Consider the following 14,261-nt stretch of genomic DNA (forward strand, 5'->3'; position numbering starts at 1 on the left):
TTATTTTTAGAATTAGCACTCGTTCTTATAGAGTGCTAACAGAGGTGATGATGTTGTTAACAGATCGTCAGGTGCTCATTTTGCAGGTGATTGTTGATGACTTTATTCGTTCAGCTCAGCCGATAGGTTCGAGGAGCTTGTCGAAAAAGGAAGAAATTAATTTCAGTTCGGCTACAATCCGAAATGAAATGGCGGATTTGGAGGATATGGGATTCATTGAAAAAACCCATACATCCTCTGGAAGGATTCCGTCCGAAAAGGGATATCGGTTTTATGTGGATAACCTTCTGCTGCCTCAAAAAGTGAATCATTCAGATATGGCGGCGGTGAAATCGATTTTCGCCGAACGGATATACGAGCTGGAAAAAATCGTGCAGAAATCAGCGAAAATCCTGTCTGAAATGACGAATTATACTTCGATTGTGCTAGGTCCGGCTGTTAAGGACAACAGATTGAAGAAGCTTCAGATCGTTCCGTTGACAAAGGACACTGCGATTGCCATTATCGTGACGGACACTGGGCATGTAGAAAACAGGATGTTCAATTTCCCTACAAGTGTCGATCCTTCTGATGTTGAGAAAATGGTCAATATCCTGAACGAACGCTTGGCAGGAGTCCCGCTTACAAGCCTTAACTCTAAGATTTACAAGGAGATAGCCATGCTGTTGCGCCAGCATATAAGCAGTTATGATACTCTCCTGCACTCGATTGCGGACACGCTCAATCTGCCTTCGCATGAAAAAGTATTTTTTGGCGGCAAGACCAATATCCTTAGCCAGCCAGAATTCAACGATGTTGAGAAAATCCGCAGCCTTATGAACATGATTGAGCATGAGGACGGTCTATATCAACTGCTCAAACAAAATCCGGCAGGGATTAACGTAAGGATCGGCACGGAGAATGATAATTCAGCGATGGAAAATTGCAGTCTGATCACTGCAACCTATGCAATTGGCGAAGAGAAATTGGGAACAATTGCGGTTTTAGGTCCAACCCGTATGGAGTATTCACGTGTCATCAGCTTGCTGCAATTGATCAGCACAGATTTGTCCAAGGTGCTGACTGACCTGTATCAAAATAAATAGGCATGGAAATATTGATTAAGGGTGGAGCAGCCTGTTCCATCCTCAATCGTTATGTGTTTTCTACTGAAGCATGTTTGCTTCGTTGAAATATAAAACCAATCCAGGAATTTTGGAACATTGTGGCATTAGTTGCCGCGTTACTTTGAGGGAGGTGAGTTAACGTGACAGAAGAGAGAAATACTGAGCAAGAATTAAACAGCCAGACGGAAGAAGAAACGGTTGAGGAAGTTTTTGCTGAAAATGAAGCTTCTGAAAATACTGAAGAGATGCCAGCTCAAGATCCAATGGAGCAAAAGGTGGCTGAACTAGAAGGGAAGCTTGAGGAAGCCGACAACCGTTACTTGCGCCTTCAGGCTGATTTTGACAACTTCCGCCGCCGTTCAAGAATTGAACTTGAGGCGAGCGCTAAATATAGAGCCCAAAGCATTATTTCCGATTTGCTACCAGCAATCGATAACTTCGAGCGTGCTTTGAAGATGGATGTGGATAATGAACAGGCTAATTCCCTTAAACAGGGAGTGGAAATGGTGTACCGCAGCTTGCTTGACGCCCTTAAAAATGAAGGCGTTGAAGTGATTGAAGCTGTTGGCAAGGAATTTGACCCACATCTTCACCAGGCCGTAATGCAGGCTGAAGATGAAAATTTCGGTCCCAACATTGTTGTTGAAGAGTTCCAAAAAGGCTATATGCTGAAAGACCGCATCATTCGTCCAGCAATGGTGAAAGTGAACCAGTAATAATGGAATCAGGACTCTTTTCAAGGAGACTATTGAATAAAGATTTAGATGTGCTTTGAGCAAGCAGCAAAGTTTACGGAAAAGAGCCTACATAATTGAACCAGGAGGTATTTGAAAATGAGTAAAATCATCGGTATTGACTTAGGAACAACTAACTCTTGTGTTGCCGTACTAGAAGGCGGCGAACCAAAGGTAATCCCAAATCCAGAAGGAAACAGAACGACTCCTTCTGTTATCGCGTTCAAAAATGGCGAGCGCCAGGTAGGTGAGGTGGCAAAACGCCAGGCAATCACTAACCCTAACACAATCATCTCTATTAAGCGTCATATGGGTACAGACCATAAAGTTGAAGCGGAAGGCAAAGAATTTTCACCGCAGGAATTATCAGCAGTCATTCTTCAATACTTGAAGTCTTATGCTGAAGACTATCTTGGTGAGCCTGTAACAAAAGCAGTTATCACTGTACCTGCTTATTTCAACGATGCAGAACGTCAGGCAACTAAGGATGCTGGAAGAATCGCAGGTCTTGAAGTTGAGCGTATCATCAACGAGCCAACAGCTGCAGCACTTGCTTACGGCCTTGATAAAATGGATGAAGACCAGACGATCCTTGTTTATGACCTTGGCGGCGGTACTTTCGACGTTTCCATCCTTGAACTTGGCGATGGTGTATTCGAAGTTAAATCAACTGCAGGTGACAACCGTCTTGGCGGTGACGACTTCGACCAGGTCATCATCGACTACTTGGTAGAACAATTCAAAAAAGAAAATGGCATTGACCTTTCAAAAGATAAGATGGCTCTTCAGCGTTTAAAAGATGCTGCTGAAAAAGCAAAGAAGGATCTTTCTGGTGTAACTTCTACACAGATTTCCCTTCCGTTCATCACTGCTGGAGAAGCTGGTCCTCTTCACCTTGAAGTGAACCTTACTCGCGCTAAATTTGAAGAGCTTTCTGCAGATTTAGTAGAGCGTACAATGGGACCAACTCGCCAGGCGCTTAAAGATGCAGGCTTAAGCCCATCAGAACTTGATAAAGTAATCCTAGTCGGTGGATCTACACGTATCCCGGCTGTACAAGAAGCTATCAAAAAGGAAACTGGAAAAGACCCTCACAGAGGCGTAAACCCTGATGAAGTGGTAGCAATGGGCGCAGCGATCCAAGGTGGCGTTATCTCTGGTGATGTAAAGGATGTCGTTCTTCTTGACGTTACTCCGCTTTCACTTGGTATCGAAACAATGGGCGGCGTATTCACAAAACTGATCGATCGCAATACAACAATCCCTACCTCAAAGTCACAGGTATTCTCAACTGCTGCTGACAACCAGACTGCTGTTGATATTCACGTGCTTCAAGGGGAGCGTTCAATGGCATCTGCCAATAAGACGCTGGGACGGTTCCAATTGACTGATATTCCACCAGCTCCACGTGGAGTACCTCAGGTAGAAGTAACATTCGATATTGATAAAAACGGTATCGTAAACGTACGTGCGAAAGACCTTGGCACAAACAAAGAACAGCAGATCACAATCAAGTCTTCTACAGGATTATCTGATGAAGAAATCGACCGCATGGTAAGAGAAGCGGAAGAGAACTCTGAAGCCGACAAAAAACTCAAAGAAGAAGTAGAACTTCGCAACGAAGCTGATCAGTTAGTATTCACTGCTGAAAAGACTTTGAAGGACCTTGAAGGCAAGGTAGATGAAGAAGAAGTCAAGAAAGCAAACGAAGCTAAAGACGAGCTGAAAGCTGCAATCGAAAAAGGTGAAATTGAAGAAATCCGCACCAAGAAGGATGCTCTTCAAGAAATCGTTACAAACCTTAGCGTCAAGCTTTACGAAGAAGCTGCCAAGCAACAGCAGGCACAGCAAGGCGCAGAAGGTCAAGAAGGAACGAAGAAAGACGACAATGTCGTAGACGCAGAATTCGAAGAAGTGAATGACGATAAATAAACAATCATAACACCAAAAAGTCAAAGTCAGGTCATACTTGGCTTTGGCTTTTTGTCTGTATGACCCAAACGCCCATCGACAGCCTGGCTGTTCAGAGGGTGTAGTTTTAGAAGTTATTTCAAAACAATAGTTATATATAATTATTTTACAAATGAATTAAAAAGAGAGACAAAATAACGCATATCCAGATATTTTAAATATTGCGTATGAATGTACGGGAATGTTAGAATTATCTTTATGTGAAAAGATTCGGGAGTGGTAATCATGAGTAAACGGGATTACTATGAAGTCCTCGGAGTCAGTAAATCGGCTACGAAGGATGAATTAAAGAAGGCTTACCGCAAGCTTTCTAAACAATTCCATCCGGACATCAACAAAGAGCCGGGAGCAGATGAAAAGTTCAAAGAAGTAAAAGAAGCGTATGAGGTATTGAGTGACGATCAAAAACGCTCTCATTACGACCAGTTCGGCCATGTCGATCCTAATCAGGGATTTGGCGGCGGAGGCGATTTCGGCGGCGGTTTTGGCGGTTTTGAAGATATTTTCAATTCCTTCTTCGGCGGCGGAGGCGGCAGACGCCGTGATCCAAACGCACCAAGACAGGGTGCAGACCTTCAGTACACAATGACCTTGAAGTTCGAGGAAGCTGTATTCGGAAAGGAAACAGATATCGAGATTCCTCGAGAAGAAGAATGCGATACTTGTGACGGAACCGGTGCAAAACCAGGTACTAAAGTGGATACATGTAAACATTGTCACGGCAGCGGCCAGATAAGTGTAGAACAAAATACACCTTTTGGACGTATTGTGAACCGCCGTGTGTGTCATTACTGTAATGGGACTGGTAAGGAAATCAAGGAAAGATGTAAAACATGCTCAGGTTCTGGGAAGGTTACCAGAAGGAACAAGATTCATGTTAAAATCCCGGCTGGTGTCGATGATGGCCAGCAGCTGAGAGTAGCAGGTAAAGGGGAAGCCGGTACCAATGGCGGCCCTGCAGGTGACCTTTATATTGTCTTCCATATCAGGTCGCATGAATTCTTTGAGCGTGACGGCGATGATATTTATTGTGAAATGCCAATCACATTTGTTCAGGCAGCGATTGGTGATGAAGTGGAAGTCCCTACACTGCATGGCAAAGTAAAATTAAAAGTTCCTGCTGGAACACAGACAGGTACAAAATTCCGACTTAAGGGCAAAGGTGTACCAAATGTCCGCGGATATGGTACCGGAGACCAGCATGTTCTGGTTCGAATCGTTACTCCGACAAAGCTTTCTGAAAAGCAAAAGCAGCTATTGCGCGAGTTTGCCGAAGTAAGCGGACAGTCTCCTATTGGAGAACAGGAGGAAAGCTTTTTTTCAAAAGTAAAACGTGCCTTTAAAGGTGATTAATCGAATGGAGTTGGTATAAATGAAATGGTCTGAAATCAGCATTTTAACTACAAATGAAGCGGTTGAGCCGATTTCCAATATTCTGCACGAAGCAGGCGCGAGCGGAGTTGTTATCGAAGATCCGCTGGAGCTTGAAAAGGAGAGAGAGGACCAGTTCGGAGAGATATACCAGCTTAATCCAGACGATTATCCGGAAGAAGGAGTCATTGTAAAAGCTTATCTGCCGGTAAATAGCTTCCTTGGAGAGACGGTAGATGAAATAAAAGAAGCGATCAATAACCTGATGATCTACAATATTGATATCGGGTTGAATAAAGTATCGATCAGTGAAGTGAATGAGGAAGAGTGGGCAACTGCCTGGAAAAAGTACTATAATCCTGTTAAAATTTCCGAGAAATTCACGATCGTGCCAACCTGGGAGGATTACACTCCAGTCAACACGGATGAATTGATCATTGAGCTTGACCCTGGTATGGCATTCGGTACAGGAACTCACCCAACAACGGTAATGTGTATCCAGGCGCTGGAAAGAACAGTCAAGCCGGGCGATCGCGTCGTGGATGTTGGAACAGGTTCAGGTGTACTCAGTATTGCAGCGGCTAAGCTGGGTGCCGGAAAAGTGGAAGCGATGGATCTGGATGATGTAGCAGTTCAGGTTGCAAAACTAAACCTCAAACTGAACAAAGTCCACGATGTTGCAACCATTTCACAAAACAACCTTCTGGATGGTGTTGCAGAAGGAGCGGATATTGTGGTTGCGAATATCCTGGCAGAAGTTATCTTGCGTTTTGCTGACGATGCAGGCAAGGTCGTGAAAAATGGCGGGTATTTCATTACATCTGGAATCATTCAGCAGAAGAAAGAAGTCGTCAAGGATGCAATGATCAATGCAGGTTTTGAAATAGAAGAGATTATTTCTATGGAAGACTGGGTTGCAATCATCAGTAAAAAGAAATAATGTGGAAAAAAGGGGAAAAGCTTAACCCCTTTTTTCTGTCTTTTTTTAATCATATGTCTTAAATCTGAGAAACTAGCTCCAGCGCTTGTCAGGGATGACCAAGGGCTTGCGCTTTTCAGAAAGCAGGTGCTGTGGTGCAGCGGTATTTTATTGATGAACAAGATAATATGGAACAATTCAATATCAGCGGCGATGATTATCATCACATTGTACGTGTTATGAGGATGAAGGCCGGGGACGAAATCATCTGTGTCACGCTCGCGGGCAAAAGTGCTGTTTGCCAGATTGAAGAAATTACCGATGAAATCGTTGTGGCAAACGTTGTAAAATGGGAGGAAGGGACTACTGAGCTTCCGGTCCATGTCGTGATAGCGAGCGGTCTGCCCAAAGGGGATAAGCTCGAATTGATTATCCAGAAGGGTACTGAACTCGGTGCCTATGAATTTGTCCCTTTTACCGCATCCCGCTCAATCGTTAAATGGGACGGCAAAAAAGCTGCCAAAAAGGTTGAACGCTGGCAGAAGATTGCCAAGGAAGCTGCCGAGCAGTCCCATCGCAGCTATGTTCCAGAAGTGAAAGAACCTGTCAGTCTTAAAGAACTGATCAAGGCAAGCGATGAGTATACTTATAAGCTGGTTGCCTATGAGGAGGAAGCGAGGGAAGGCGAAGCTTCGGTCCTTTCTTCTACTCTCGCGAAATTGGGGAAAGGCGACAGCCTCCTGATTGTATTTGGTCCCGAGGGAGGACTTACCTCGGAGGAAGTTGACCTTTTTAATAAGAACGGATTTTTATCTTGTGGTCTCGGGCCGCGCATCTTGCGTACAGAAACAGCACCGCTATATGCTTTGTCTGCTGTTTCCTATCATTTTGAATTATTGGGGTGAAGATAATGCCTACAGTTGCTTTTCATACATTAGGTTGCAAGGTTAACCATTACGAAACAGAAGCCATTTGGCAGTTATTTAAGGAACAAGGATACGAGAGAGTAGAGTTTGAATCTACTTCAGATGTTTATGTCATCAACACATGTACAGTAACCAATACAGGGGACAAGAAGAGCCGCCAGGTCATCCGCCGGGCTGTCCGTAAGAATCCGGACGCTGTTATTTGTGTTACAGGCTGCTACGCGCAAACTTCGCCAGCAGAAATCATGGCGATTCCTGGCGTTGATATTGTTGTCGGGACACAGGACCGCGTGAAAATGCTACAGTATATCGAACAGTTCAAGCAAGAGCGGCAGCCAATCAATGCTGTTGGCAATATCATGAAGAACCGTGTCTATGAAGAGCTTGATGTACCTGCATTTACAGACCGTACAAGGGCTTCATTGAAAATACAGGAAGGCTGCAATAATTTTTGCACTTTCTGTATCATCCCTTGGGCACGCGGTTTGATGAGATCCCGTGACCCGCAGGAAGTCATCCGCCAGGCTCAGCAGCTTGTCGATGCAGGGTATAAGGAAATCGTTCTTACAGGCATCCATACCGGCGGCTACGGAGAAGATATGAAAGACTACAACCTTGCTTCACTGCTTAGAGATCTAGAGGCACAAGTTAAGGGCATAAAGCGCCTGCGCATTTCTTCTATTGAAGCCAGCCAGATTACGGACGAAGTAATCGAGGTTATTGATCAATCCAATATTATCGTCCGCCACTTGCACATCCCGCTGCAATCTGGTTCTGACACAGTGTTGAAGCGCATGCGCCGCAAATATACGATGGAGTTTTTCGGAGAGCGCCTTGACAGACTGAAGGAAGTATTGCCAGGTCTTGCTGTTACATCTGATATCATTGTCGGTTTCCCTGGTGAAACGGAAGAAGAATTCATGGAAACTTTTAATTTCATCAAGAAACATCAATTCTCAGAGCTGCACGTCTTCCCTTATTCAAAACGGACAGGCACTCCTGCTGCGAGAATGGAAGACCAGGTGGACGAGGACGTGAAGAACGAACGCGTTCACAGATTGATTGAGCTTTCCAACCAGCTTGCAAAAGAATATGCTTCTCAGTTTGAAAATGAAGTGCTTGAAGTGATTCCTGAAGAAGTCTACAAGGAAGAGCCAGATAGCGGACTTTATGTAGGTTATACAGACAACTATTTGAAAGTTGTTTTCCCTGCTTCTGAAGAAATGATCGGTAAAATTGTGAAGGTCAAGATTGTAAAAGCAGGCTATCCTTACAATGAAGGGCAATTTGTCCGAGTGCTTGAGGATGAAATTGCAGCTGAACAAGCTGTTATGTAGTTAAATGTGAAAGAGCTGGCATATTGCCAGCTCTCTTTTTATAGTTAAGGAAATTATAAAATTATTTAGGTGTGGATAACTGCATGTAGTTTTCTTAATCCAGCTCCAGCGCCTAGCCCCTCGAGTCGCTTCGATCCGTCCATTGAAGTCAAAGAACGACTTCATTGGGCGGCCCTCCAGCGCTTGTCGGGGCTGAACGAGGCGCTTGCGCTTTTTGTTCCTGTATAAGAAAGTATAAATTTTTCACTTAGATTAGTGTCTAGCTCCAGCGCCTAGCCCCTCGAGACGTTTCGGCCCTGCCAATGAAGTCAAAGAGCGACTTCACTGTCAGGCCCTCCAAAGCTTGTCGGTGCTGAACAAGGCGCTTGCGCTTTTCTAATCTAATGGTCGATTTAGTTAGATATCGACCACATTTCCTGTTTCTTCGTCCAAATGAGATTTTCAACCACTAACTGCGCCCATGAATGAGTTCAATCATTTTACCGAATTTCTCGGCAACTGGGAGAACGAGTATCGAAGCGATTACGTTGTAAACAACACTGACATGTGCCAGCTGGACTTCTGGTCTTATGGCTGTCATTGGAGCCAGTGCAGCTATTTGTTCAATGAAAGGATAGAAGATTGCCGCGCCTGTGATATTCAGCCATACGTGAGCAAACGCTGTGAGCCTGGCTTCTTTGCCGGCACCAATGGATGCTAGCATGGCGGTAATGCAAGTACCTATATTGGCACCAAGCATCGCAGCTATTGCTGAATCCATGCTTAAAGTTCCTTCTGATAGAAATCCCATGATGATCCCAGTCATCGCGGTACTTGATTGGATCATAGCGGTCACAACTGTGCCTGTGAAAATGCTGATTAAATGGCTGTTGTTCAGGTTGGTAAGTGCTAGCTCCACAATTGGCAGGCTGGTCACAGGGTCGGCGAGGAAAGTGAAACCGCGCATGGCAGCAAAAACAGCAGCCATCCCAAAGGCAATCGCCCCGATGTTTTGCCATGTTCTGTTTCTTGATACCATTAAAATTGCACCTATAACAGCAAACGGAACGATAAAAGCATCGATGTTGAAAGTAATGATTTCAAGAGTGAAGGTTGTCCCTATATTTGATCCAAGAATGATTCCGATTGATTGCGAGAATTTCAGCAGGCCTGCTGAAATCAATCCAATCGTGATGACCATGACAGCGGAACTGCTGTGCAAGAGTGCGGTCACTACCATTCCTGCAATCAACCCTTTTAGTGGTGAATCGGTCATGACGGTCAGCCAGTTTTTCAATCTGGTGGCAGAAAGCTCGAACAAGCCTTTTCGAAGCAATGTCATGCCGCCGATGAAAACAGCGAGAAATAATAGGAAAAATAATAGATAGACCATTGGACTCCCCCTCCAATTTAAATGTATGAAAAGGAGGACAGGACATGCTAACAAAATTTGTTGCCTGTATGTTATCCTGCAAAAGTACATAATGTAAAAACAAGGGCTAATTACAGTTGACCTCATGCCAGTGTTATATTATAATTGCAAGGTACATGGTTTCCATGTGTTTTGGTGTTAGTGTGTTGTGCTCGGAGGGAGGGAAAGAGAATGTCTAAAACTGTCGTTCGTAAAAACGAATCGCTTGAAGATGCTCTTCGACGCTTCAAACGTACTGTATCTAAATCAGGTACTATCCAAGAAGCTAGAAAGCGCGAATTCTACGAAAAACCTAGTGTAAAGCGTAAGAAAAAGTCTGAAGCTGCTAGAAAACGCAAGTTCTAAGAGAGGGTGGAATCTAATTGAGTCTACTCGAGCGTTTAAATAATGATATGAAACAAGCGATGAAGAACAAAGAAAAGGACAGACTCACGACGATTCGGATGGTCAAAGCATCTCTGCAGAACGAAGCAATCAAGTTCGGCAAGCAGGAATTATCCGAAGAAGAAGAGTTAACTGTACTTTCTCGTGAAGTGAAGCAACGCAAAGATTCCCTCCAGGAATTTGAAAAGGCAGGTCGACAAGACCTCGTTGAAAAGATACAAAATGAATTAAAGCATGTCGAAATTTACATGCCACAGCAGCTTAGCGAAGAAGAAGTGACTGAAATTGTCAAAGAAGCTATCGCGGAGACCGGTGCGGCATCGAAAGCCGATATGGGTAGAGTAATGGCTGTCCTTATGCCTAAAGTAAAAGGTAAAGCAGACGGATCTCTCGTTAATAAACTTGTACAACAACACCTTTCATAAAAAGCTCGAAGGCCGCGGGATATTCTTGCGGCCTTTTTAGCGTATAATAAGAAGTGTCTTCAAATAGTATTTTGTGTTTCATTGAACTTAAATACATAATCTTTACACTGCAGCTGGATTCTTTTTTTAAATCTGTTAAAAATCAATGAAACCTTTTACTGTGCGAATGCGTATTACCAATATGGCCTTATTTTATAGAATGGAGGTGCCGAATTGAAAATCAAATCAGTGATTGCGAGCATCATTATCCTCTTGTCACTGGCCAGTCTGATCAATCCATTCTCTGCAGCTGCGGATGAAAAGGTTGTCTACGTGGTGCCGATTGAAGAAACAGTCGAAAAGGGATTGCTTGCTTTCCTGGAAAGAGCGGTGGAGGAGGCTGAAGAGGCTGGTGCTGAAGCAATCATTTTTGACGTGCATACACCCGGTGGAGTCGTTGATGCCGCTGATGGGATAGGGAAACTTTTGACAGGCACTGACTTGAAGACAGTTGCCTTTGTCAACAAAAAAGCGTTATCCGCGGGTGCATATATTTCACTGAATACAGATGAGATTTATATGGTTCCCGGAGCTACGATGGGATCGGCTGCGATCATAGACCAACAGGGCAATACTGCTGGAAAGAAAGCGGAGTCATACTGGTTTGCTGCCATGAAAGCGGCTGCCGTTGAGAGTGGAAGAGATCCGATTTATGCCCAGGCGATGGCTGATGACAGCATAGATCTTCCGGAATTAGGGGCAGGCAAGGGTAAGCTGCTGACTCTTACGGCAAATCAGGCCCTTGAAGTGGGCTATTCAGAAGGAACGGTAAAAAACCTCAATGAGGTATTGGAAAAAATCGGTTTAGAGAATGCGGAGATCAGGAATGTGAATGAAACTTTCGCTGAAAAGCTGGCGAGATTCATAACGCATCCAGTTGTGATTCCGATTCTGATGACAGTCGGAAGCCTTGGTTTGGTGCTGGAACTTTATTCTCCTGGGTTTGGACTGCCGGGTATAGCGGGATTATCGGCACTGCTATTATTCTTCTACGGACATATGGTAGCTGGACTCGCTGGCTTTGAAACGCTGATCTTGTTCGCGCTTGGCGTTGGACTTATATTGCTTGAGTTATTCATTCCAGGAGGAATAGCTGGAGTTATTGGTTTATTAGCTATCTTTGCAAGCTTTTTTATGGCATCTGATAATGTGGTGCATATGGGTATTTCGTTACTGATCGCCTTGACTGCGTCCATCGTATTATCTATTTTAATGATAAGGGTGTTTGGAAAAAAGATGAAATTTTTCAGAAGAATCATACTGACAGATTCAACAAGCACTGAAAAGGGATATGTATCCAATAAAAACCGCCTTGAACTGATTGGCGTAGAAGGAATCACATTGACTCCCCTCAGACCATCAGGAACAATCGTTGTTGACGATGAACGCATTGATGCTGTCAGTGAGGGTGGATTTATTGCAAAGAATAAGAAAGTTAGGATTGTAAAAACGGAAGGCTCGAGAATTGTGGTTAGAGAGGTTCCAGAGATCTAATTTGTTCTTTCATTGTATTGTTCGTTGAGGTATTCTTGCCCGACGAGTCGATGAAGTAACAAGTAGAGATAAATACCAATGGTCTTTGAGCTTATTTGGTAAAATAAAGAAGATTCAAAGAACATGGAATAATATTTTTTAGGAGGCAGTTCATATGGACGCAAGTACAGCTTTTGTTTTAGTAGCGATTGCACTTGGGATTATTTTCCTTGGTGTTTTGCTGACATTTGTGCCGGTAATGCTATGGATTTCAGCATTAGCAGCAGGTGTCAGGGTCAGTATTTTCACGCTGATTGGGATGAGGTTAAGAAGGGTTATCCCAAGCAGGGTCATCAATCCGATGATCAAGGCTCATAAAGCAGGGTTAAATGTTACAACAAACCAGCTTGAAAGCCATTATCTTGCTGGAGGTAATGTAGATAGGGTTGTAAATGCCCTGATTGCAGCACACCGTGCGAATATTGAACTTTCATTCGAAAGAGCGGCAGCGATTGACCTTGCCGGCCGTGATGTATTAGAAGCGGTACAAATGAGTGTAAATCCAAAGGTAATTGAAACACCATTCATCGCTGGTGTGGCTATGGATGGGATTGAAGTAAAAGCTAAAGCAAGGATTACCGTAAGAGCAAACATCGACAGACTTGTCGGGGGTGCTGGTGAAGAAACGATCGTTGCCCGTGTTGGTGAAGGGATTGTATCGACAATTGGTTCTTCCGGTAATCATAAAAAAGTGTTAGAGAATCCGGATATGATTTCACAAACGGTTCTTTCAAAAGGACTGGATGCAGGTACAGCTTTTGAAATTCTATCGATTGATATTGCGGACGTTGATATCGGCAAGAATATCGGTGCAGAGCTTCAGACAGAGCAGGCGGAAGCGGACAAGAAGATTGCCCAGGCAAAAGCCGAGGAGCGTCGCGCTATGGCCGTAGCTCAGGAACAGGAAATGAAAGCGCGCGTCGAGGAAATGAGAGCGAAGGTCGTCGAGGCCGAAGCAACTGTACCATTGGCAATGGCGGAAGCGCTGCGTGAAGGCAATATTGGTGTGATGGATTATATGAATATCCAGAATATCGAAGCGGACACAGATATGAGAGGGTCGATTGGCAACCTTTCAAACAATAAAAAAGATGATAAAAATAATAACTGATGCGAGAACCCGTTAAAAGAAAGGGGGGCTACTCATGGAAATTTTATTTGAATTGTTCAGTAACCCTATAGCCCTGTTTATTCTGATCGGGGTCATCTCAAGTCTTTTCAATAAAAAGAAGCAGGACGGCCAGCAGCCGCAGCGCCGTCCGGTCAGGCCCCCAGGACCGATACAACAGCCTGGACCAGCAAGGCAGCCTCGTCCTGCGCCTGCCAGGAGACAGCCGGCGGAGGCAAGGGTTGAGCCTCAATCTGAAATTGAAAAAGGTAATCGCAGAGAATCAGAGAGAACCCGGAATTCAGAAAAGAAGTTCTCTGGTGATACTGGTGTGGAAATCATTAATGATCTCCAGAAGGTTTATCTGGAAAGAAAGCTTCAGTCTGAAGAGCAGATGAACAAACAGAGCTCAAGTAAAGGTCGCATGTCTGCTGGTGAATCATCAGGACGATTAATGCAAAAAAGGGAACAAAAAGAACCAGAAGTTGTCTTCCAGCCAGACAGGGACACCCTAATAGAGGGGTTGATTTGGGCTGAAGTCCTTGGTAAACCGAGGGCTAAAAGGCCATACAACCCGCTCAGAAGATATTAGGTATAATAATTCGCCCTCGTTTTGGAAGAATGCGTATCCATAAAGTTAAAAATGGTGCTAGAACCTCCTTTTTTCTCATACATATGAGATGAAAGGGGGTTCTTTTTTTTATGGCAAAAAAATGGGGCCAGTATGTACGTAAATGGATGACGCAAAAAATGGATCTTCCTCAAGATGTCATGATGGATCTCCCTAGAATCACGATGATTGGGCATGTCCATATTTATATAGAGAATCACAGAGGTCTGCTTGCTTTTTCCGATGGAGAAGTGCGATTGATGATTAAAGGGGGGCAGCTTCTTGTTAAGGGAAAAGCATTTGTGATCAAGACAATATTGCCTGAAGAAATCTTGCTCGAAGGAAAAATAGATCAGGTTATTTATATAAATGATTGATTGAGGGGGA

16 protein-coding genes are annotated in these 14,261 nt (G+C 44.0%); 13 read left to right on the forward strand and 3 right to left on the reverse strand.

From position 1 onward, the window contains the following. Positions 1-53 precede the first annotated feature (53 nt). From hrcA to mtaB, 7 genes are all read left to right on the forward strand, one after another. Positions 54-1,085 (forward strand): heat-inducible transcriptional repressor HrcA, encoded by a 1,032-nt coding sequence (gene hrcA / locus J7E32_RS18470; RefSeq protein WP_214910570.1) that lies wholly within the window; start codon positions 54-56, stop codon positions 1,083-1,085. Positions 1,086-1,246: 161 nt separating this feature from the next. Continuing rightward, positions 1,247-1,822 (forward strand): nucleotide exchange factor GrpE, encoded by a 576-nt coding sequence (gene grpE, locus J7E32_RS18475; protein ID WP_214910519.1) that lies wholly within the window; start codon positions 1,247-1,249, stop codon positions 1,820-1,822. A gap of 117 nt (positions 1,823-1,939) precedes the next feature. Continuing rightward, positions 1,940-3,772, forward strand: a complete 1,833-nt coding sequence (gene dnaK, locus J7E32_RS18480; RefSeq protein WP_214910522.1) for a molecular chaperone DnaK — start codon at positions 1,940-1,942, stop codon at positions 3,770-3,772. A gap of 264 nt (positions 3,773-4,036) precedes the next feature. Beyond that, positions 4,037-5,164, forward strand: coding sequence for a molecular chaperone DnaJ (dnaJ, locus tag J7E32_RS18485; RefSeq protein WP_214910523.1), 1,128 nt, complete (start codon positions 4,037-4,039; stop codon positions 5,162-5,164). A 19-nt stretch (positions 5,165-5,183) separates the two neighbouring features. Further along, on the forward strand, positions 5,184-6,122 hold the full coding sequence (prmA, locus tag J7E32_RS18490) for a 50S ribosomal protein L11 methyltransferase (protein ID WP_214910525.1): 939 nt from the start codon (positions 5,184-5,186) through the stop codon (positions 6,120-6,122). 134 nt (positions 6,123-6,256) lie between these two features. After that, positions 6,257-7,006, forward strand: a complete 750-nt coding sequence (locus J7E32_RS18495) for a 16S rRNA (uracil(1498)-N(3))-methyltransferase (RefSeq protein ID WP_214910528.1) — start codon at positions 6,257-6,259, stop codon at positions 7,004-7,006. 5 nt (positions 7,007-7,011) lie between these two features. After that, positions 7,012-8,364: a tRNA (N(6)-L-threonylcarbamoyladenosine(37)-C(2))-methylthiotransferase MtaB gene (mtaB, locus tag J7E32_RS18500; RefSeq protein ID WP_214910530.1), complete on the forward strand. Its 1,353-nt coding sequence runs from the start codon at positions 7,012-7,014 to the stop codon at positions 8,362-8,364. On the opposite strand, the gene J7E32_RS18505 is transcribed toward mtaB, so the two are convergent. The 3 genes from J7E32_RS18505 to J7E32_RS18515 all read right to left on the reverse strand — a co-directional run bounded on the left by J7E32_RS18505 (position 8,365) and on the right by J7E32_RS18515 (position 9,736). Continuing rightward, positions 8,365-8,529 carry a hypothetical protein gene (locus J7E32_RS18505; RefSeq protein WP_214910532.1) on the reverse strand — a complete coding sequence of 55 codons (165 nt, stop codon included), beginning with the start codon at positions 8,527-8,529 and terminating at the stop codon, positions 8,365-8,367. 94 nt (positions 8,530-8,623) lie between these two features. After that, entirely contained in the window at positions 8,624-8,809 is a 186-nt protein-coding gene (locus J7E32_RS18510) for a hypothetical protein (protein WP_214910534.1), read from the reverse strand. 3 nt (positions 8,810-8,812) lie between these two features. After that, positions 8,813-9,736 carry a Na/Pi symporter gene (locus J7E32_RS18515; protein WP_214910536.1) on the reverse strand — a complete coding sequence of 308 codons (924 nt, stop codon included), beginning with the start codon at positions 9,734-9,736 and terminating at the stop codon, positions 8,813-8,815. Positions 9,737-9,946: 210 nt separating this feature from the next. Between J7E32_RS18515 and rpsU the strand changes: the two genes are divergently transcribed. From rpsU to yqfC, 6 genes are all read left to right on the forward strand, one after another. Next, positions 9,947-10,120, forward strand: coding sequence for a 30S ribosomal protein S21 (rpsU, locus tag J7E32_RS18520; protein WP_015595024.1), 174 nt, complete (start codon positions 9,947-9,949; stop codon positions 10,118-10,120). Positions 10,121-10,137: 17 nt separating this feature from the next. Next, positions 10,138-10,584 (forward strand): GatB/YqeY domain-containing protein, encoded by a 447-nt coding sequence (locus J7E32_RS18525; protein ID WP_214910538.1) that lies wholly within the window; start codon positions 10,138-10,140, stop codon positions 10,582-10,584. A 240-nt stretch (positions 10,585-10,824) separates the two neighbouring features. Then, positions 10,825-12,117: an NfeD family protein gene (locus tag J7E32_RS18530; protein ID WP_483297620.1), complete on the forward strand. Its 1,293-nt coding sequence runs from the start codon at positions 10,825-10,827 to the stop codon at positions 12,115-12,117. Between the two features lie 154 nt (positions 12,118-12,271). After that, positions 12,272-13,267, forward strand: a complete 996-nt coding sequence (floA, locus tag J7E32_RS18535) for a flotillin-like protein FloA (protein WP_041966898.1) — start codon at positions 12,272-12,274, stop codon at positions 13,265-13,267. 34 nt (positions 13,268-13,301) lie between these two features. Then, the gene (locus J7E32_RS18540) at positions 13,302-13,856 is read left to right on the forward strand and encodes a hypothetical protein (protein ID WP_214910540.1); all 555 of its coding nucleotides are present in this window, start codon (positions 13,302-13,304) and stop codon (positions 13,854-13,856) included. Between the two features lie 110 nt (positions 13,857-13,966). Further along, positions 13,967-14,251 carry a sporulation protein YqfC gene (gene yqfC, locus J7E32_RS18545; RefSeq protein ID WP_214739368.1) on the forward strand — a complete coding sequence of 95 codons (285 nt, stop codon included), beginning with the start codon at positions 13,967-13,969 and terminating at the stop codon, positions 14,249-14,251. Positions 14,252-14,261 lie beyond the last annotated feature (10 nt).

Source organism: Bacillus sp. ISL-55 (assembly GCF_018613155.1).
Classification (GTDB): Bacteria; Bacillota; Bacilli; order Bacillales; family Cytobacillaceae; genus Mesobacillus.

Excerpts from the sequence above, each read along its gene's own strand:
- dnaK (WP_214910522.1), top strand. The coding sequence starts at position 1,940 with ATGAGTAAAATCATCGGTATTGACTTAGGAACAACTAACTCTTGTGTT.
- dnaJ (WP_214910523.1), top strand. The coding sequence starts at position 4,037 with ATGAGTAAACGGGATTACTATGAAGTCCTCGGAGTCAGTAAATCGGCT.
- prmA (WP_214910525.1), top strand. The coding sequence starts at position 5,184 with ATGAAATGGTCTGAAATCAGCATTTTAACTACAAATGAAGCGGTTGAG.
- mtaB (WP_214910530.1), top strand. The coding sequence starts at position 7,012 with ATGCCTACAGTTGCTTTTCATACATTAGGTTGCAAGGTTAACCATTAC.
- J7E32_RS18505 (WP_214910532.1), bottom strand. The coding sequence starts at position 8,529 with ATGAAGTCGTTCTTTGACTTCAATGGACGGATCGAAGCGACTCGAGGG.
- J7E32_RS18515 (WP_214910536.1), bottom strand. The coding sequence starts at position 9,736 with ATGGTCTATCTATTATTTTTCCTATTATTTCTCGCTGTTTTCATCGGC.
- rpsU (WP_015595024.1), top strand. The coding sequence starts at position 9,947 with ATGTCTAAAACTGTCGTTCGTAAAAACGAATCGCTTGAAGATGCTCTT.
- floA (WP_041966898.1), top strand. The coding sequence starts at position 12,272 with ATGGACGCAAGTACAGCTTTTGTTTTAGTAGCGATTGCACTTGGGATT.
- J7E32_RS18540 (WP_214910540.1), top strand. The coding sequence starts at position 13,302 with ATGGAAATTTTATTTGAATTGTTCAGTAACCCTATAGCCCTGTTTATT.
- yqfC (WP_214739368.1), top strand. The coding sequence starts at position 13,967 with ATGGCAAAAAAATGGGGCCAGTATGTACGTAAATGGATGACGCAAAAA.